The organism is Corallibacter sp. (genome assembly GCF_048381695.1).
Classification (GTDB): domain Bacteria; phylum Bacteroidota; class Bacteroidia; order Flavobacteriales; family Flavobacteriaceae; genus Corallibacter; species Corallibacter vietnamensis.
On sequence record NZ_JBLXHI010000001.1, the window covers coordinates 483,950 to 503,464 of the forward strand.

Annotated in this window: 16 protein-coding genes; 1 reads left to right on the top strand and 15 read right to left on the bottom strand. The window is 33.3% G+C overall.

The window, feature by feature from the left end:
- Positions 1 to 16: 16 nt before the first annotated feature.
- The 10 genes from asnS to ACN5J3_RS02345 form a co-directional block, all read right to left on the bottom strand.
- Positions 17 to 1,450 (bottom strand): asparagine--tRNA ligase, encoded by a 1,434-nt coding sequence (asnS, locus tag ACN5J3_RS02300; RefSeq protein ID WP_344727633.1) that lies wholly within the window; start codon positions 1,448 to 1,450, stop codon positions 17 to 19.
- A 34-nt stretch (positions 1,451 to 1,484) separates the two neighbouring features.
- On the bottom strand, positions 1,485 to 3,908 hold the full coding sequence (locus tag ACN5J3_RS02305; protein WP_418509029.1) for an efflux RND transporter permease subunit: 2,424 nt from the start codon (positions 3,906 to 3,908) through the stop codon (positions 1,485 to 1,487).
- Between the two features lie 59 nt (positions 3,909 to 3,967).
- Positions 3,968 to 5,251 (bottom strand): DUF5686 family protein, encoded by a 1,284-nt coding sequence (locus ACN5J3_RS02310; RefSeq protein ID WP_418510630.1) that lies wholly within the window; start codon positions 5,249 to 5,251, stop codon positions 3,968 to 3,970.
- Between the two features lie 59 nt (positions 5,252 to 5,310).
- Positions 5,311 to 5,868, bottom strand: coding sequence for a ribosome recycling factor (frr, locus tag ACN5J3_RS02315; protein WP_418509031.1), 558 nt, complete (start codon positions 5,866 to 5,868; stop codon positions 5,311 to 5,313).
- A 61-nt stretch (positions 5,869 to 5,929) separates the two neighbouring features.
- Complete coding sequence (pyrH, locus tag ACN5J3_RS02320; protein WP_344727645.1) at positions 5,930 to 6,637, bottom strand: UMP kinase; 708 nt, start codon at positions 6,635 to 6,637, stop codon at positions 5,930 to 5,932.
- Positions 6,638 to 6,791: 154 nt separating this feature from the next.
- Positions 6,792 to 7,757: a translation elongation factor Ts gene (gene tsf / locus ACN5J3_RS02325; RefSeq protein WP_344727647.1), complete on the bottom strand. Its 966-nt coding sequence runs from the start codon at positions 7,755 to 7,757 to the stop codon at positions 6,792 to 6,794.
- A 102-nt stretch (positions 7,758 to 7,859) separates the two neighbouring features.
- On the bottom strand, positions 7,860 to 8,639 hold the full coding sequence (rpsB, locus tag ACN5J3_RS02330; RefSeq protein WP_418509033.1) for a 30S ribosomal protein S2: 780 nt from the start codon (positions 8,637 to 8,639) through the stop codon (positions 7,860 to 7,862).
- A gap of 181 nt (positions 8,640 to 8,820) precedes the next feature.
- Entirely contained in the window at positions 8,821 to 9,207 is a 387-nt protein-coding gene (gene rpsI / locus ACN5J3_RS02335) for a 30S ribosomal protein S9 (protein ID WP_418510631.1), read from the bottom strand.
- Positions 9,207 to 9,662 carry a 50S ribosomal protein L13 gene (rplM, locus tag ACN5J3_RS02340; protein WP_344727659.1) on the bottom strand — a complete coding sequence of 152 codons (456 nt, stop codon included), beginning with the start codon at positions 9,660 to 9,662 and terminating at the stop codon, positions 9,207 to 9,209. Before rplM ends, rpsI begins: the two co-directional genes overlap by 1 nt.
- A 280-nt stretch (positions 9,663 to 9,942) precedes the next feature.
- The gene (locus ACN5J3_RS02345; RefSeq protein WP_418510632.1) at positions 9,943 to 10,845 is read right to left on the bottom strand and encodes an NAD(P)/FAD-dependent oxidoreductase; all 903 of its coding nucleotides are present in this window, start codon (positions 10,843 to 10,845) and stop codon (positions 9,943 to 9,945) included.
- A gap of 95 nt (positions 10,846 to 10,940) precedes the next feature.
- Here ACN5J3_RS02345 and ACN5J3_RS02350 point away from each other — a divergent pair, with 95 nt between their 5' ends.
- A complete protein-coding gene (locus ACN5J3_RS02350) occupies positions 10,941 to 11,324 on the top strand; it encodes a Fur family transcriptional regulator (RefSeq protein ID WP_418510633.1) in 384 nt (127 codons plus the stop codon).
- Here the strand turns inward: ACN5J3_RS02350 and ACN5J3_RS02355 are convergent.
- From ACN5J3_RS02355 to ACN5J3_RS02375, 5 genes are all read right to left on the bottom strand, one after another.
- Positions 11,321 to 12,274, bottom strand: coding sequence for a bile acid:sodium symporter family protein (locus ACN5J3_RS02355; protein ID WP_418510634.1), 954 nt, complete (start codon positions 12,272 to 12,274; stop codon positions 11,321 to 11,323). The genes ACN5J3_RS02350 and ACN5J3_RS02355 overlap by 4 nt on opposite strands.
- Before the next feature lie 20 nt (positions 12,275 to 12,294).
- Complete coding sequence (polA, locus tag ACN5J3_RS02360) at positions 12,295 to 15,144, bottom strand: DNA polymerase I (RefSeq protein ID WP_418510635.1); 2,850 nt, start codon at positions 15,142 to 15,144, stop codon at positions 12,295 to 12,297.
- Between the two features lie 175 nt (positions 15,145 to 15,319).
- Positions 15,320 to 16,978, bottom strand: a complete 1,659-nt coding sequence (locus ACN5J3_RS02365) for a hypothetical protein (RefSeq protein ID WP_418510636.1) — start codon at positions 16,976 to 16,978, stop codon at positions 15,320 to 15,322.
- A gap of 106 nt (positions 16,979 to 17,084) precedes the next feature.
- The gene (locus tag ACN5J3_RS02370) at positions 17,085 to 17,702 is read right to left on the bottom strand and encodes a response regulator transcription factor (RefSeq protein WP_418510637.1); all 618 of its coding nucleotides are present in this window, start codon (positions 17,700 to 17,702) and stop codon (positions 17,085 to 17,087) included.
- A gap of 2 nt (positions 17,703 to 17,704) precedes the next feature.
- Positions 17,705 to 19,450, bottom strand: coding sequence for a histidine kinase dimerization/phosphoacceptor domain -containing protein (locus tag ACN5J3_RS02375; RefSeq protein ID WP_418510638.1), 1,746 nt, complete (start codon positions 19,448 to 19,450; stop codon positions 17,705 to 17,707).
- Positions 19,451 to 19,515 lie beyond the last annotated feature (65 nt).

The window sequence follows — 19,515 nt, forward strand, 5'->3', positions numbered from 1 at the left end:
ATTATAGCTTATTTTTTTAAAACTCTGCGTTTTGTGGTGTTCTTGGATATGGAATGACGTCTCTAATGTTTGTCATGCCTGTAGCAAACATAACTAAACGCTCAAAACCAAGGCCAAACCCAGAATGGACAGCTGTTCCATATTTACGTAAATCTAGATACCACCAAAGCTCTTTCTCATCAATATCTAAAGCTTTCATTTTTTCTTGTAGGACATCTAGCCTTTCTTCACGTTGAGAACCACCAACCATTTCACCAATACCTGGAAATAAAATATCCATAGCTCTTACTGTTTTTCCGTCGTCATTTAAGCGCATATAAAACGCTTTAATGTTTGCAGGGTAATCAAACAAAATTACAGGGCATTTAAAGTGTTTTTCTACAAGGTAACGTTCGTGTTCACTTTGCAAGTCTGCGCCCCATTCTTCAATAAGATATTTAAACTTTTTCTTTTTGTTAGGTTTACAGTTTTTAAGAATATCAATCGCTTCGGTATAGCTTACACGCTTAAAGTTGTTATCTATAACAAAGTTTATTTTTTCTATAAGGCTCATCTCGCTACGCTCTGCTTGAGGCTTTGTTTTTTCTTCATCAAGCAAACGTTTTTCAAGAAATTCAAGGTCTTCGCGGTTGTGCTCCATCACATAGCTTAAAACTGATTTCATAAAGTCTTCAGCAAGATCCATATTGCCTGCTAAATCCATAAAGGCTACTTCTGGTTCTATCATCCAGAATTCGGCAAGATGACGCGATGTATTTGAGTTTTCAGCTCTAAACGTTGGTCCAAAAGTATACACTTTACCAAGTGACATAGCGTAAGTTTCAGCTTCTAATTGTCCAGAAACTGTAAGGTTTGTCTCTTTTCCGAAGAAATCTTGCTTATAATCTACACTACCAGATTCATTTAATGGTGGGTTTTTAGCATCTAAAGCACTAACTCTAAACATTTCTCCGGCACCTTCGGCATCACTTCCTGTAATGATTGGTGTATGCATGTAGTAAAAGCCATTATCATTAAAATACTTGTGAATAGCAAATGATAACGACGAGCGTAAACGCATTACGGCACTAAATGTGTTTGTTCTTGTGCGTAAATGTGCATTTTCACGTAAAAATTCAAATGAGTGTTTTTTAGGCTGAATAGGGTATGTTTCAGGATCTGAATCACCTAAAATTTCAATAGAATTTACTTGAATTTCTACACGTTGGCCTTTTCCTTGACTTTCTTTTAGCTCTCCTTTTATATGAACAGCAGCACCTGTTGTAATGCGCTTTAAAAGAGCTTCATCTGTGTTTTCAAAGTCTACAACACATTGTATGTTATTTAATGTAGAACCATCATTTAAAGCAATAAAACGGTTGGCACGAAATGTTCTTACCCAACCTTTAATTTCTATTTCTTGTAATGTTATGTCTTTATCAAGTAATTCTGCTACTGTACTTGTGTTCATGATATTTATATTTTATGAATGCAAAGATAAATGTTTATGTGTTTTTTTCTGTACTAGAATTAATCTCGTTAGTATCAGAGTCATTTTCATCTGGGATGATATTTATGGCAGGTTCTTTAAGAACTTCTTTATTGGCTATATTTCTTTCTAATGATAATAGTAATGATGGTAATAATAATAAATTAGAAAGCATTGCAAATAAAAGCGTGGCTGAAACCAAAGCACCTAAAGCTACTGTGCCACCAAAACTAGAAATGGTAAATACAGAGAAACCAAAGAATAATACAATAGAAGTGTAAAACATACTTACGCCTGTTTCACGTAAAGCACCGTAAACAGATTTTCTAATTTTCCAATGGTTGCTTTGAAGCTCTTGTCTATATTTTGCCAAAAAGTGAATGGTGTCGTCTACAGAGATTCCAAAAGCGATGCTAAAAACTAATATTGTTGATGGTTTTATAGGAACACCTAAATATCCCATTAAACCTGCTGTAATAACCAAAGGTAATAAGTTAGGAATAAGTGATACAACAATCATTCTAAATGATCTAAACATATATGCCATAAAAATGGATATAAGTAAAATGGCTAGTGATAACGAAATCACTAAATTCTTAATAAGATATTTTGTGCCTTTTTGAAACACTAGCGCTTTTCCTGTTATAGTTATATCATATTGTTCTTTAGGAAAAAGCTTGTTTATTTTAGCTTGAAGATCTTCTTCTATACGCTCCATTTTATCTGTGCCAATATCTTTCATAAATGTAGTAATACGCGCATATTGTCCGGTGCTATCTACAAAATTTTCAAGTAAGTTAGATTCAGCTGATGAGTTTTTAGCATAACTCATTATAAAACTGTTCTCTTGGCTAGTTGGTAACTGATAATATTTAGGGTTTCCGTTGTAGTAAGCTTGTTTAGAGTATTTTACAAGACTTACAACAGATATAGGTTTTGAAAGCTCTGGAATTTCGTTAATAAGGTCTTCAAGTTCATTCATGCGTTTTAAAGTAGATAGCTTCATAACGCCTTTTTTACGTTTTGTATCTACTAAAATTTCCATAGGCATAATGCCATTAAACTCGCTTTCAAAAAAACGAATATCTTTAAAAAACTGTGCTTCTTTAGACATGTCTTCAATCAAACTTCCTGAAATTTTTATTTGATTGATACCTATCATACTTGCTATTAAAAGCAATAAAGCAGAAATATATATCGTAATACGACGCTGCTTCACCATACGTTCCATCCAATCTACAAAACCACCAATCCAGCGCTTGTTAAGGTGTTCTAAATGACGATCTTTTGGGTAAGGTAAAAACGTGTAAATAATAGGAATAATCAATAAGCACAAAATAAAAATGGCTAAAATGCTTAATGATGCCACCAGACCAAATTCTTTTAAAAGTTGACTTTCAGTAAGAATAAAAGTAGCAAAACCAGATGCGGTAGTAACGTTTGTCATTAACGTGGCGTTACCTATTTTAGTAATTACACGTTGTAGTGATTTTACTTTATTACCGTGTAATTTTACTTCTTGCTGGTATTTGTTGATTAAGAAAATGCAATTAGGTATACCAATAACAATAATTAAAGGTGGGATTAATGCAGTAAGTACTGTTATTTCATAGTTTAGAAAGCCAATAATACCAAACGTCCACATAACACCAAGGCATACCACAACAAGTGATATAAGTGTAGCTCTAAACGATCTGAAGAATAAAAAGAATATTAAAGAGGTTACAAAAAGCGCAGCTGCAATAAATTCACCAATTTCATCAACAATATTTTGAGCATTTAATGTTCTAATGTAAGGCATACCAGAAACACGAACATCTATACCTGTTTTAGCTTCAAAAGCATCTATTTCGGGTACTAAAAGATCAAAAACAAAATCTTTTCTAGCAGCAGTATTTACAATGTCTTTTTTTAAGTAAACAGCTGTTCTAACTGTTTTAGTCTCTTTATTATATAAGAAATTGTCATAAAAAGGATATTGTTTAAAAAGCTCTTGCTCTAATGTATCTATTTGAGACATAGAAGTTATCGAGTCTTTTATAAAAGGCTCTAATAGAAAACGTTCATTGTCTGTATCTTTTACAAGTTTTTGTAAATCTTTGATAGATACTACGGTTTCAACTTCATTAAAAGTTTTAAACGTTTCAGAGAGTTTATTCCAGGCATTTAATTTTTCAACTGTAAAAAGCGTTGAGTCTTTTACGCCAAAAACAATTAGGTTTCCTTCTTCCCCAAAAATATCTAAAAAGTTATTGTAAACCTGATTTACATCATGGTCGTCTGGTAGTAAGTTTGCTTCGGTGTAGGTAAAACGCATGTTTTTCCATTGCGTACTAAATAGTATTGTTACAATGATAATGCTAGCAAGAATCCCAATTTTATTTCTTAAAATGAGTCTAGCTATTACGTCCCAAAATCCTTTTGTAAATAATTTAAACATACTTTTCTTAAAGAAGCGCAAAGTTAGGAAAAACCTATGTATTACATAAAGGGAATTCTTTATAATGTCACGTTAAATGTGAACTTTAACGCAATATTATCATCAAGGTTTGGTAAATGATAAGCACCATAGCGGTATGTAAAGCTCAAGCCAAAGCCAAATAACAATTTGTTAAGTTCTAAACCTGATTCTGTATAGCCTTTGTTTAGTGTGCCAAACGTAACATTTTGATGTCTTTCAGCCTTATTCATGTCACCAATTGCAAACCTAGAAATAAACACAAGTTGTGGTCGGTAACGATTAGATATTTTAAAAGGCTTAAAGTAATGTCTAAATTGTAATGTTGAATACCTGTCAGAGAAAAACTCATTAAAATACATTGTCTCAAAGCTATTTATACCAGCTACAGAGAAACGTTGCATAATGGTTTCTTTATTTATGTTGTTTGGATAGGCATGATATAAGTGGGTGAGAGGTGTTTCTCCATGTGCATACCCAGCACTTAATGTGAATTTTGATAAACCTAAGCTTGTAGTTGATATTTCATAAACAGTTCTAAAATCTACTTTAAAGAAACTGAACTCACTTTTAAAAACGTTTTTTAAGTTTTTTGTAACCTGTAAGGTGAATTTAGGAAACGCTTCTTTTGAGATGTATTTTTCAGCTTTAGGATCTAACTTATATGTGTTGAAAGGTTCCCATTGTAATGAGAATTTCAATAAACTTAAATTAAATTCCCGATAAGATTTATTGTTGAGAACATATTCGTAATCATAAGTAGGGTTTATATTACTAACAGAAAACTCTGTTTCAGAAAGCAAGTTTTTTGATATTTCATGCTCTAAAGAAATAGCTTTTGTAATATGCTTGTGAAACAAATCTATATTTAAAAGCCTAGGTTCAAAAAACTGAAAAAAGCGTTTGTCTGTTAAAAAAACCGAACTACCTGTTTCTTGTAAATCATCTGTATATGATAAGTTTATCCACGTGTTTGTTTCTGGATTTACCCTAAAACCACCACCTATACTATATTTAAAACGATGATCTCTAAAGCCATAAACCACATAAGAGTTTATCTTATATTTTTCAGAAAAAGCATTGTTTGTAACACCACCTAATCCGGTTCTTAAGGCTTCGTATTGATTATATTTTATTAGGTATCTTAAGTCAAGATCTAAAAATCTTGTAGGGAAGTATCCCAACCCTAAATGCTTAATAAAGTTAGCTCGCTTAAGAGAATCCTGAACTGTTTTTACTGAATCTGTTTCGGTTTTTGGCGTTATTTGAGCCTGTGCGCAAAAACACATCAAAAAGAAAAAGACAACAGCAACGTGTTTAAGCATTAATTGTAGGGATTTTAAAAAATAGAATAAAAAAGCAACTAGTGTAGTTGCTTTTTTAATTATACGGTCATAATTTCTTTTTCTTTGTTTTCAAAAATAGCATCAACTTTCTTAACGTATGCATCAGTCATTTGTTGTACGTCTATTTCTGCATTTTTTTGAAGATCTTCAGATACATCACTTAATTTTTTGATGTCATTGTTAGCGTCTTTTCTTGCATTTCTAACACCAACTTTAGCGTCTTCAGCTTCAGCTTTTGCTTGTTTAGCAAGTGTAAGACGTCTTTCTTCTGTTAATGGCGGAACATTAATTATTATTAAGTCTCCGTTGTTCATTGGGTTAAAACCTAGGTTTGCCATCATAATGCCTCTTTCAATTTCTTGAAGCATATTTTTTTCCCATGGTTGTACAGAAATAGTTCTACCATCAGGAGTATTTACATTGGCTACTTGGCTTAAAGGTGTTTGAGAACCATAATAATCTACCATAACACTTCCTAACATGGCAGGGCTAGCTTTTCCTGCTCTAATGTTTACAAGCTGCTTTTCAAGGTGTTTAATAGCGTTTTCCATAGCCTCTTTGGTAGAATCTAATATAAATTTAATGTCTTCGTTCATCTTTTAAAAAATTTAATTTTTTTGGTTAGTTCAAAAAATTTGCCAAAAACCAAAATAGGTATTATAAATTTACTTTTGTTCCAATTTTTTCTCCAGATACAACTTTTAGTAAGTTGCCCTTTTTATTCATGTCAAATACTATTATTGGAAGCTCGTTTTCTTGACTTAATGTAAATGCTGTTGTATCCATAACTTTCAAGCCTTGTTGTAAAACATCATCAAAAGAGATATGGTCAAATTTTATTGCAGATTTGTCTTTTTCTGGGTCAGCATTATAAATACCATCTACACGAGTTCCTTTTAGGATTACATCAGCTTCTATTTCTATTGCTCTTAATACTGCAGCAGAATCTGTTGTAAAATAAGGATTTCCTGTGCCTCCTCCAAAAATAACAACACGACCTTTTTCTAGATGACGCATAGCTTTACGTCTTATAAAAGGTTCAGCAACTTCATTAATCTTTATTGCTGTTTGTAATCTTGTAGGTACTTTAGCATCTTCTAGAGCGCCTTGTAAGGCAAGACCATTAATTACAGTGGCTAGCATACCCATGTAGTCACCTTGAACACGATCCATACCTTTACTAGCACCAGCAACTCCTCTAAAAATATTTCCACCACCAATAACTATAGCTACTTCTACATTTTTGTCTGTGATAGATTTAATGTCTTGTGCGTATTCAGCAAGTCTGTCAGGATCAATACCGTATTGGCGATTGCCCATTAATGCTTCGCCAGAAAGTTTAAGGAGAATTCTTTTGTATTTCATTGTTAGTTGTGACTATTAATAGTTTCCTTTTTTTAGGGAACAAGCGTTTAGCAAAACTACATAATTTTTTTCTTTTTAATTTGAGAAATTATGTAGTGTTTAATTAAAAAAAAAGCTCCTCTAAAAGAGAAGCTTTTTTGTGATAAGATATTTATTATCCTACAGATACACGTTTGAAATTTGTGATTTCAACATCTCCGTAAGAAGAAACGTATTTTGCAACGTTCATTTTTTCATCTTTAATGAAGTTTTGATCTAATAAACACTGTTCTTGATCTAAGGTTGTGTTATCAGAGATAAAACGCTCCATTTTACCTGGTAAAATTTTATCCCAGATTTGTTCTGGCTTACCTTCAGCTTTTAATTGAGCTTTAGCATCTTCTTCTGCTTGAGCTAAAACTTCTGGAGTTAATTGAGCCATAGAGATATATTTAGGAACATTTTTTAATGTTTTACCTAAACGCTCTAACTCTTCGTTATCTTTTTCTATAACTGCAATTCTAGCTTCAGTTTCAGAAGCGATGTATGCAGGGTCAAAATCTTTGTAAGATAATGTTGTTGCTCCCATAGATGCAACTTGCATAGCAACGTCTTTTACTAAAGTATCAGCGTTATCAACTTTTGAAGATAATCCTACTAAAGCAGCAATTTTGTTAATGTGAACATAAGACCCTACATAAGGAGCTTCTAATTTTTCAAAAGAAGTAATGTCTAATTTTTCACCGATAACACCTGTTTGCTCTGTTAACTTATCAGCAACAGTCATACCACCAAAATCAGCAGCTAAAAACTCTTCTTTAGTACTGTGGTTCATTGCTATATCAGCTAATTCGTTAGCTAAAGCAAGGAAGTTTTCGTTTTTACCAACGAAATCAGTTTCACATCCTAATACGATAGCAACACCTACAGTGTTATCATCGTTTACTTTTGCAACTGCAGCACCTTCAGATGAATCTCTGTCAGCTCTCTTTTCAGCTACTTTTTGTCCTTTTTTACGAAGAACTTCAATAGCTTTGTCAAAATCACCTTCTGCTTCAACTAATGCTTTTTTACAGTCCATCATTCCTGCACCAGTTGCTTGTCTTAATTTATTTACTTCTGCGGCTGTTACTTTTACCATAGCTTCTGTATAATTTAAAATTTAAAAAAAGTCGTTCAATTATTTTCTGCGAAGAAACGAACTAAACGACTTATTTTATGTTATGTAATAATTATTTTTTGTTTATTCTTCCTCTTCAGCAGTTGCTTTCTTTTTTGTAGCTGCTTTAGCTTTTGCTTTAGGAGCGTCATCAGATTTTGATGCGTCTTTTTCTGCTTTACGTTCAGCTAAACCACCTGAAATAGCATCTGCAACGTGAGATAATACTTTCTCGATAGATTTAGAAGCATCATCGTTTGCTGGGATTACATAATCAACTTGACGTGGGTCAGAGTTTGTATCAACCATTGCAAAGATTGGAATGTTTAATTTTTGAGCTTCTTTAATCGCGATGTGCTCACGCTTGATGTCTATAACAAATAAAGCTGCTGGTAAACGCGTCATGTCGCTAATAGAACCTAAATTCTTTTCTAATTTAGCACGTTGACGATCTACTTGTAAACGCTCTTTTTTAGATAATGAGTTAAAAGTACCATCTTTCTTCATTCTATCAATTGCAGCCATTTTCTTAACCGCTTTTCTAATAGTAACAAAGTTAGTTAACATACCACCTGGCCATCTTTCTGTGATGTAAGGCATGTTAATGTTTCCTGCTTTTTCAGCAACGATGTCTTTTGCTTGTTTTTTTGTTGCAACAAATAAAATTTTACGACCTGAAGCTGCGATTTTGCTTAACGCTTGTCCTGCTTCGTCAATTTTAGCTGCTGTTTTGTAAAGGTTGATAATATGGATACCATTACGCTCCATATATACATAAGGAGCCATGTTTGGATCCCATTTACGAGTCAAGTGACCAAAGTGTACACCTGCTTCTAATAATTCTTTTACTTCTGCTTTTGCCATTTTGTAATAGTTTACGTTCTGTTGAATTAGCAATGATTAAGTGGTCTTTTGAAAAAAATCGCCTTAAACATTTAGATGCTAAACTAAACCCTGACTTTAAAATCATGGGCAACAATAACTGGTTAAATGTTTTAATAATTGATTTGGGATTTTTAATAAATCCCAAACCAAGTTTTGAGTATTAACGTTTAGAGAACTGAAATTTCTTACGAGCTTTCTTCTGACCGAATTTCTTACGCTCAACCATTCTTGGGTCTCTAGTTAATAAACCTTCTGGTTTTAGAATTAATCTGTTTTCAGCATCAACTTCACACATAGCGCGAGATAATGCTAAACGGATTGCTTCTGCTTGACCGGTGATACCACCTCCATATACATTTACTGTAATATCAAAGTTGCCATCATTGTTAGTCATAGCTAAAGGTTGGTTTACTTTGTACTGCAAGGTAGCAGTAGGAAAATAAACAGCCATGTCTTTTTTGTTCACGGTCATGTTCCCTTTTCCTGGGGCAACATACACACGAGCAACAGCCGTCTTTCTACGGCCAATTTTGTGAATTACTTCCATTAATTGAATTCGTTTAAGTTAATTGTTTTTGGCTTTTGAGCTTCATGAGCGTGCTCTGTACCAACAACAACAGTTAGATTACGGAATAAATCTGCACCTAATTTGTTTTTAGGTAACATTCCTTTTACTGATTTTTCTACTAATCTTGCTGGATCTTTTCCAAACATTTCAGTAGCAGATAAACTTCTTTGACCACCTGGATAACCTGTGTGACGAATGTAAGTTTTGTCATTCCACTTGTTTCCTGTTAAGTTGATTTTTTCAGAATTGATAACAATTACGTTATCTCCACAATCAACATGTGGTGTGAAGTTAGGCTTGTGCTTACCTCTTAAAAGTTTTGCAACTTTTGAAGCAAGACGCCCTAGCGTTTGACCTTCAGCATCAACTAAAACCCACTCTTTATTTACAGTAGCTTTGTTTGCTGAAATCGTTTTGTAGCTTAATGTGTCCACACTTATTAATTTTTCTAATTAAACATTCCTCTCTTAAAAAGAGTTTGCAAATTTACGATTATATATTTGATTACCAAATAGTGAGTTAACTTATTTTTGATAAGTTTGTTAATATCTTTTATTCTACTTTTTTTGATAGCGTTTTTATCAATTAATTATTTGATATTTAATTGATCACGTCTTACTTGTGATTAAAGTCTATAGGTTGCTGCTTACTTTTTATTTGTTTTTTTTTATTGTTTAGAAGTCTCTTAAGTTTTACCAATTAAATTAATTGATGTTAGAATTGCTCTTTTGTGAGCTCCATATTTATAAAAGCTCCAACAAAATTTCCTTTTGATACAGCATTTGCTACAGATCGCATAGGAGAGCTGTTGTCTCCACATGCATAAATGTTTTCTTCTGATGTCTTTCCAAACATATCAACATCTATATATCCTTGCTCTGTTAATTTGCAGCCTAATGACTCTGGTATATTGCTATGCTGTGTAAAAGGAACAGCGCCATATACTGCTTCAAATTCCATTGTATTATTGTCTTTAAATACTATTTTTTCAATAGACCCATTTTTATGCATGATTTCAGTAATTTGTTTCTCAACAATATTTATATCATGACGCGCTAATTGGATTTTTTGTTCTGTGTTAAAGGTCGCTTTACCATTTGTACAAATGGTGATTTTGCTTGTAAGGTTATTAACTAAAGAAGCCAAATGAATTGCTTTTTCATCATTTGCTATTATAGCAGTATTTTTTCCTCTTAGTTCATAACCATGACAATAAGGACAGTGAACAACTGATATTCCCCAACATTCAGAAAACCCTTTAATTTTTGGCAAGTTGTCTTTAATACCTGTGGCAAATACTATTTTTTGAGCGCTAAATGTTTTTCCTGATTCGGTGTCAACCTTGTAAGTTTTATCAATCTTCTTGGTTTTTATAGCTTTATCGTTTAAGTATTCAACAGTTTTGTATTCGAGTACCTGTTTTTTAGCAATTGAAGAAATAATACTTGGTTTTACACCATCTTGTGTTATAAAGTTATGAGAATGTGGTGTTTGTCTATTACAAGGTAAACCACTATCAATGATTAAGACTTTTCTTAATGAACGCCCCAAAGCCATTGCAGCTGATAGACCAGCATAACTTCCTCCTATAATAATTACTTCAAATTTTTCTTCCATAATTGATTTTTTTAAATGCGACATAATCGCAATAGTGTTTTTTGCAAATATAGAAGCTTTTTGTATTATTGCAACAAAGTCGCAAAGAAATAATTATGAAAAGACGAAATACGCCATCAAAAGAAGCTGTACTATCGGTTTTAACGGCCTCAAAAAAAGCGATGAGTCAAGATGCTATTGAAAAAAAAATAGATTTAGACATAAATAGAGCTACTATTTATAGAGTGTTAAATCGCTTTTGTGAAGATGGTATTTTACATAGAATTGTAGCCGATGATGGTAAACAATATTTTGCTTTGTGTGTTAAATGTGATGATGATAAAAAGCCACAGCATCATTTTCATTTCCGTTGTGAGTCTTGTGATACTATTGAATGTTTACCAGTTCCTGTTCATTTTTCTTTGCCTGAAAATTATCATGTAGAGCATGTAAACTGTGTTTTAACAGGTACATGTAATGAGTGTTTAATTAGTGCTTAATTCCGTTTGGAATGTTTTGAAGCAATCACGCTGATAGCTACAATTTGAAATGCGTGAAACATCATAATTGGTAGTAAAATAACACCTAAAAAAGAAGCATTTTGAAATAGTATTTTCGAAAAAACCGTACCATGAACTAACGATTTTTTGGTGCCGCAAAATTGAGCAGTAATGCGATCTTCAATAGTGAAATTAAGTTTCTTACTTATGAATCCGATTAAGAAATACACGAGCCAAAATAATACAACAGCCAGTAAAAAAACGCCAATTAAGTTGATAATGCTTAAGTTGTCAAAAATGCGATCTAAAAAGGATTTTGAAAAGCTTTTATAGATAATTAATAAAATCACGCTTTTATCAAACAGCGTTATTTTTTTACTGTGTTTTAAAGCAAAAGCACCTAAAAATCGTCGTAATAACAAACCAAGAATAACAGGCGCTAAAATTTCCAAAAACAATTTTTGATAAACATCGATTAAACTATAATCGGTATTGGTAGAAGTCATAAAAAAACCAATCCAAAGTGGTGTGAGTACAACTCCAATTAATCCCGAAATACTCGCATTAAAAATTGCTGCAGGAATGTTACCTTTTGCAATAGAAACCATGACTACTGATGACGAAACGGTTGAAGGTAAAGCAGCCAAAAATAGAAAAGCTAACCACAACGATTTATTATCGGAAGAAATAAAAGGATGCACTGCCAGCACAATTAAAGGAAAAACAATAAACGTTGTACTTTGAATAAGCACATGTAATTTCCAGTTTTTTAAGCCTAATTTTATCTGTTCTGGGCTTAATTTTAATCCGTAGAAAAAAAAGATGAGTGAAATACCAATACTGCTCAGCGTGTTTAAAACTTTTGCGCTTTCGCCAGCACCCAAATAAGGATACACATATGCTGTTATAACAACAATTATAATAGCAAGAACAAACTTGTCTATTTTCAAATTATAAAAAGATTAAAAAATTAATGCGCCTCAAGCCAGTTGTTACCCGTATCCAACTCAACATCTAACGGTACAGCAAGTTTATAAGCGTTTTCCATTTCGGTTTTAATTAAAGTTGAAATGGTTTCCAGTTCTGGTTTATAAACGTCGAAAACCAATTCATCGTGTACTTGCAGTAGCATTTTTGTTTTGTAATTGCCAGCTTCAAGTTTGTTGTAAATGGCAATCATAGCGAGTTTAATAATGTCGGCAGCACTACCTTGAATTGGCGCATTTACCGCATTACGTTCGGCAGCACCACGCACCACAGCGTTTCTAGAATTGATGTCTTTTAAATATCTGCGACGGCCTAAAACGGTTTGCACATAGCCATGGTCGCGTGCAAAATCGACTTGCTTACTGATGTAATTTTTTAGCTTCGGATAGGTTTCGTAATACGTGTCAATTAACTCTTTGGCTTCACTACGAGACAAGTTAGTTTGATTGCTTAATCCGAAAGCAGAAACACCATAAATAATACCAAAGTTTACAGTTTTGGCGTTGCTACGTTGTTCACGCGTGACGTCTTCAATAGCCACATTAAACACTTTTGCAGCAGTCGAAGCGTGAATATCTTCACCGTTTTTAAAGGCTTCAATCATGGTTTCTTCTTCGCTTAAGGCTGCGATAATGCGCAGTTCAATTTGAGAATAATCGGCAGCTAAAAGGGTATAATCTTCGCTTCGCGGAATAAACGCCTTTCGCACTTGACGACCGCGCTCGGTACGAATAGGAATATTTTGTAAGTTCGGGTTGTTACTACTTAAACGACCAGTAGCTGCAACGGTTTGCATATAATCGGTGTGTACTCTTCCTGTGGCTTCTTCAACCTGAAGCGGTAACGCATCAACATAAGTGCTTTTAAGTTTGCTTAAACCTCTAAAATCAAGAATATTTTGAATGATTTCGTGGTCTTTAGCCAAATAACTCAATACGTCTTCTGCAGTAGAATATTGCCCAGTTTTGGTCTTTTTAGGTTTGTCAACCAACTTCATTTTTTCAAATAAAATAACACCCAATTGTTTAGGTGATGCAATGTTGAATTCTTCGCCAGCAGCTTCATAAATGCGCTTTTCAAGTGTGGCAATGTCGTTGTTTAGTTGCTCTGCAAGTGATGCTAAAAAGTCTTTGTCTAAATTAATACCTTCCAATTCCATAGCCGCTAAAACGCGCAGTAGCGGAATTTCAATCTCATCAAACAATTTTTGTGTGTTAGCTTCGCCTAATTCTTTTTCAAAATGTTCTTTAAGTTGAAGTGTGATATCGGCATCTTCTACAGCATATTCCGTTTGTTTATCTAAAGGCACATCGCGCATAGATAACTGATTCTTTCCTTTTTTACCAATCAAGGTTTCAATGGAAATAGGCGAGTAGTTTAAATAGGTTTCTGATAGCACATCCATGTTGTGGCGCATGTCGGGATTAATCAAATAGTGCGCTAACATGGTATCAAATAAAGGTCCTTTGACTTCAATATTGTATTTAGCTAAAACCTTGATATCGTATTTTAAATTCTGACCGATTTTCTGAATGTTTTCAGCTTCAAAAAACGGACGTAATTCTTCAATTAATTCTTGTGCTTCCTCTTTGTTTTCAGGAAACGGTAAATAGAAACCTTTACCAGTTTCCCAAGAAAATGCAATACCAACCAATTCGGCAGTTAACGGATTTAAACCTGTAGTTTCGGTATCAAAACACACCGAAGTTTGATTCATTAAATTTTTAATGAAGAGGTTTGTTGCCATACCAGAAGCGACGCTTTGGTAAAAATGGCTTGTGTTTTCTGCGGTTTTTCGGGTATGCGATGCTGAACTTGTTTCAGTATCTGTTTCATTAACATCGCCACCAAATAGAGAAAATTGTCCTGCACCAGCCGTTGAGGTTGTTTTTGGTTTTGCTTTTTCCTCTGTTTTCGATGTTGTTTCAGCAGTTACTTGAGTGTCTTCCGTAGCAAAAGTTTTTAAGAAGTTTTCAGTAAGTCGTCTAAACTCTAAATCTTGAAAAATGGTTTTAACCGCTTCAATGTCCGGATCGCACATTTCAAAATCTTTTTCATCAAATTCCACAGGAACATCAAGCATTATTGTAGCTAGTTTTTTCGATAGTAAACCTAATTCTTGATTAGCTTCTACCTTCTCCTTCATTTTCCCTTTCAGCTCGTGGATATTTTCAAATAAACCTTCCATACTTCCGTAGGCTTTCAAGAATTTTTTCGCAGTTTTCTCACCAACACCAGGTAAACCTGGGATGTTGTCACTCGCATCACCCATCATTCCTAAGAAATCAATCACCTGTAACGGGTCTTCAACTTCAAACTTTTTCTGTACTTCAGGAATGCCCCAAGTTTCGTAACCACCACCAAACGATTTTGGTCGGTACATAAAAATGTTTTCAGATACTAACTGCGCAAAATCCTTATCAGGCGTTACCATAAAGGTTTGGTAACCTTGTTTTTCAGCTTGTTTTGATAAGGTTCCTATAACGTCGTCGGCTTCATAGCCTTCCTTCACCATAATAGGAATATGCATCGCTTTTAAAATCTCTTGAATGTATGGTACGGCAACTTTTATGGCTTCGGGCGTTTCATCGCGATTGGCTTTGTAAGCCTCAAACATTTCCACGCGATCTGTACTTCCACCTTTATCAAAACATACAGCTAAATGGTCTGGACGCTCACGTTTTATAACATCTAAAAGTGAGTTCATAAAACCCATGATGGCCGACGTATCGATGCCTTTTGAGTTGATTCTTGGATTTTTAATAAAGGCGTAATACCCACGGAAAATTAAGGCGTAAGCATCGACTAGGAAAAGACGTTTTTGGTCTGACATGAGTTTGAATTTTGAAGTCTATAAAACTACAAAACTTAAACTTTGAAATAAAGTATTGTGTTGCTAAAATTAATTTTAATGAACATTTATTGTGTTAAATGTAATTCAATAAAAAAGAAAGCCACTCCCTACAGTGGCTTTCTGAAATAAAAGTAAGTTCCCTTATAAAAACTACTTACCTAATACGTTCTATTACTAATGCGGTTTCTTGACTTCCTGATGTTATGGATATGCTTGGTGAGACATTGTAAAACCTGACATCTAAAGTGTCTCCTGCATTTAAAGCTAAAACATTATCTAGTGTTCTTACAAAGTTTGCTGTACCTGTTTGATTATATCGCTTAAGCCTTACTCTTGTTCCGTTTACATAAATGGCTAATCCATATAAGTAAGTGCCACTAGAAACTCCATAAGTTCTACAAACGGTATTTACTCTATAATATCCATTTGTAGGTGCAATAAACTCATCATTGATAGTATCGAAATCAGCGTTGATGTCAAAGTCAATATTTCCAAAATTTAGTTTGGTGTAACCTGTATTAGAGATTGTTTGATTTGCACTTAAAGTAATTCTAGCTAATGAGAAGTTGGATATATTTGGACTTTGCAAACTAGATAAATCTACTGTTTGGTTAGTTTCTCCATCGTTTTCTAACGAAATTTCTAAAGTAGTACCATTAAGGTTAAAATTATCAATCGTTTGGTTGTCCGTGTTTAAAGAAGAAAGATCAACGGTTTGGTCAACTTCTCCGTCATTTTCTATAGAAAGCTCTAGTGTCGTGCCGTTAAGGTTAAAATTATCAATGGTTTGATTGTCGTTATCAGTAAAAAGTGAATTGATATTAACAAAGGTAAGTTGTCCGTTACCATCAGTACTTAATACTTGGTTAGATGTACCATCAATTAAAGGAAAAGCATATCCGTTAGATGAAGGATTCCTTATTTGAAATTCACTGTTGGTTCTTAATATGTTATTGTCAAATTCGCCATAAATTAGTGCGCTGTCAGAATCAGCAGCATTATTTTCTATGTATAACTTGTTATTTCCTGTTTCATAGTATCCAGATCTATAACCCAAAAAAACATTAGAGCTTCCATAGCTAAATCGGCCTGCATCATTTCCAATTATAGTGTTATAGCTTCCAGAAGTGTTTTCAGCTGAAGAATACGATCCAACAGCTAAATTTAAGCTTCCATTTTCATTTTTCAGAAGTGCATAGGTGCCTATGGCAGTATTGTAATCTCCTGTAGTGTTTAAGTTCAATGATTGATGGCCTAAAGCTAAGTTTGCAAATCCTAACGTATTGTTTCTTAAACTCAACCAGCCCATTGCTATATTTCCATCTCCCGAGGTGTTTGTATATAATGAACCATAGCCTATGCCAATATTCCAAAAACCATCAGTGTTGTTATTAAGGGCTTCAAAACCTATACCTACATTTTGATTGTTGCTCCCATCATCATTACTTCCTGCACCAAAACCCAAAAACACTGAAGAACCTGTCGAGTCAGATTTCCCATCAATGAGGTCGTCAATTTTTTCAACGTTACTTGCGCCAAAAGAGATCCAATTCATGGCATCATTATCCCAATAGTAAAACCCTTTTGTTGGTGCACCATTGCCAGTAATAAATACCAACATACCGTTTTGGTTAGCACCAACGCCAGTTGGGTATTCATCTAGCCTAGGGATGAGTAATCCGTCTTTTTCTGAAGCTATTGTACCAGCAGAAATATCTAATTGAGCATTAGGATTGGTATTGCCAATACCAATTTGAGCAATGGTGTACTGGCTAATCAAAACGAATAAAATACAAGACTTTAAAAGTTTCATACATATTTAATTTAGGGAAAGAAATAGGTAAAAAACTATAACTTTTTAGTTGAGGTATAAAACTAGTATCTATATAAAAACCAAACACCACCTATTTGGGTGGTTTTTAATATTTTATGGCTTCTCGTATTTTAATTAGCACTTCAGAACGGGAGTGGACATTCATTTTTTCGTAAATATTTTTGATGTGAGATTTAATGGTGTTAATACTTACAAAATGCTGTTCTGCCATTTGATTGTTGGTCTTGCCATGGTATATATCTATTAAAATATCAAACTCTTTTTGGGTAAGTGTGTCATTAATGGTCTTGTTTATTAGTTTAATTGAGAGTGATTTAGGTTTGTTAATTTTAGTATAGTTAGAAATAGCAATTTCAATAGCGGTAAATAAATCGGTTTCATCAAAAGGTTTTACAATATAGCCCATTGGTAGTGTGTGTTTTACCTTGTCTATGATTTCTTTGTTAGAGTAAGAGGTTAGGTATAAAAATGGAATTTGGTAATCACGATTAATAATTTCGGCAATCAGTATTCCATCAAGATTGTCTCCAAGGTTGATATCGAGTAGTATAATATTAGGTTGTGTGTTTTTTAGAGCTTCAATAGCTTTTCTCTTATTATGGGCTATGGCAGCAATGTTATAGTTTACACTAGTTAAAGCTTCTCTAATATCTTCAGCAATAAAAGGATCGTCTTCTACAATAAGCACTTTTACACTACTCATTTTTAATGGGTTTTTATATTAGGGATTTGAATGCTTATAGATGTGCCTTTTTCTGATGAATCTATATTTAAAGTTGCTTCAATTTTATCACTAAAAGCCTTAATAAGTTTAAAGCCTAAACTTGAAGAATCTTCAATTGAAAAATCATTGGGTAACCCAATTCCATTATCAGTTATAGTGAGGTTAAGTTGATTTTTATCTTCCTTTAAATCAATAGAGATTGTTCCAGAATTATGACCTTTAAAGGCATATTTTAAAGCGTTACTAATAAGTTCATTGATGACAAGACCTAGCGGAATAATTGTGTCAATATCAAGTTTTATAGGTTCTACATTTAGATTTAGTTGAATGTCTTTATCATTGACTCTGTAGTTTTTAATTAAACTATTAGCAAGCTTTTGAATATAGTCATCAGTTTTAACACCTATTAAATTAGTATCCTGATACAGGTTTTGATGTATAAGTGCCATAGCTTTAACTCGATTTCTACCTTCTTGTATGGCTTGTGATGCTTTAGGGTCTGTTATTTGGCGTTGTTGTAAGCTTAATAAAGATGAAATAACCTGAAGATTGTTTTTTACACGATGATGAATTTCTTTAAAAAGTACATTTTTATCCTCTAGGGCATTTTCTAAAAGTAATTTTTGCTTGGCGAGTTGTTGATTTTTTTTTCGGTTTTTGAAATAGAAAAAAGACAGTAGTAAAAGTAAAATCCCTAGGAAGGCAAGTACGATAACTAATAGTTTTTCGTTAGCTTTTTTTTGCTGAAGCTCACGTTCTTTTTTTTCGGTTTGGTAACTTGTCTCTAGATCATATACGGTTTGATCACGTTGTTTTTCTTTAGTTTCAACATAAATACTGTGGTACTTTTTTTGATAATCTATAGCTGTTTTGTAATCTTCAAAAGCGTAAAAATATTTTGAAAGCGCATCATACAAATTTCCTTTAGCTCTTAAAGCAGTAATATTATTGGCTTCAGTAATGGCACGGTTTACTTTTTGGTACATGCCAGTTGAATCTCGAAGCGCGGCTTTGGCCTCAATGAGATACATTAAGTTCTTTTCAGAATCAATATTATCAGGATGAATCTCAACTGCTTTTTCCAGATAAGGTATTGCCTCTTTGTACTGCTCTTGTCTTATAAATAGGTTGCCTAAGTTGGCATAAATGTTATAATTAAGCTCGTTATTTTTATTAATTTTCAAACTTTTAAACATTGTTAATTTCGCTTCTTCAAAGTTTTGAAGCGACGAATACACAGATCCTATATTAATGAGGCATTTTTTTTGAAGAATAGAGTCTTTGTCTTTTTTAGCTTTTTCGTAAGCCGTATTATAGTACTCTAGGGCTTTGTTGTAGTTGTCTGAAGTATGAAACATTACTCCTAGCGAGTGATAAATAGATGATGCGTAAGTGAGATTGTGTTTTTCACAAATAGCAATACCTTCAAAATAAAACTTACTAGCCAAGTCATAATTTCCTGTAACAATTTCATGATAAAGTCCTTGACTTTCAAGGGCTATGGCTTCACCTAAATAGTAGTTGTTTTCTTTAGAAAGTTTTTGAGCTCTTTTTGCAAATACCAATGCACTGTCATTCTCTTCTAATGTTAAACTCCAAGCAGTATCAATATAATCCTGTACTGTATTTTTATAGGATTTTTTGTTTTGATGTGTTTGTAAGCTGAAAGAGTTGCTACTGTAGAAGTAAACAAAAAAAATAGAGAATACGTAAAAAATATTTTTCAATAATGATCCGATTTTGAGATAGTTAATATACAGTTTTTTAAAATAAAGTTATGATTAATTGCACT

What these genes read in the sequence shown, in the direction of transcription:
- polA (WP_418510635.1), bottom strand. Translation starts at nt 15,144, where the DNA reads ATGTCAGACCAAAAACGTCTTTTCCTAGTCGATGCTTACGCCTTAATT.
- rpsB (WP_418509033.1), bottom strand. Translation starts at nt 8,639, where the DNA reads ATGGCAAAAGCAGAAGTAAAAGAATTATTAGAAGCAGGTGTACACTTT.
- rpsI (WP_418510631.1), bottom strand. Translation starts at nt 9,207, where the DNA reads ATGGAAGTAATTCACAAAATTGGCCGTAGAAAGACGGCTGTTGCTCGT.
- ACN5J3_RS02350 (WP_418510633.1), top strand. Translation starts at nt 10,941, where the DNA reads ATGAAAAGACGAAATACGCCATCAAAAGAAGCTGTACTATCGGTTTTA.
- frr (WP_418509031.1), bottom strand. Translation starts at nt 5,868, where the DNA reads ATGAACGAAGACATTAAATTTATATTAGATTCTACCAAAGAGGCTATG.
- ACN5J3_RS02370 (WP_418510637.1), bottom strand. Translation starts at nt 17,702, where the DNA reads ATGAGTAGTGTAAAAGTGCTTATTGTAGAAGACGATCCTTTTATTGCT.
- ACN5J3_RS02365 (WP_418510636.1), bottom strand. Translation starts at nt 16,978, where the DNA reads ATGAAACTTTTAAAGTCTTGTATTTTATTCGTTTTGATTAGCCAGTAC.
- pyrH (WP_344727645.1), bottom strand. Translation starts at nt 6,637, where the DNA reads ATGAAATACAAAAGAATTCTCCTTAAACTTTCTGGCGAAGCATTAATG.
- ACN5J3_RS02305 (WP_418509029.1), bottom strand. Translation starts at nt 3,908, where the DNA reads ATGTTTAAATTATTTACAAAAGGATTTTGGGACGTAATAGCTAGACTC.
- ACN5J3_RS02310 (WP_418510630.1), bottom strand. Translation starts at nt 5,251, where the DNA reads ATGCTTAAACACGTTGCTGTTGTCTTTTTCTTTTTGATGTGTTTTTGC.
- asnS (WP_344727633.1), bottom strand. Translation starts at nt 1,450, where the DNA reads ATGAACACAAGTACAGTAGCAGAATTACTTGATAAAGACATAACATTA.
- tsf (WP_344727647.1), bottom strand. Translation starts at nt 7,757, where the DNA reads ATGGTAAAAGTAACAGCCGCAGAAGTAAATAAATTAAGACAAGCAACT.
- ACN5J3_RS02345 (WP_418510632.1), bottom strand. Translation starts at nt 10,845, where the DNA reads ATGGAAGAAAAATTTGAAGTAATTATTATAGGAGGAAGTTATGCTGGT.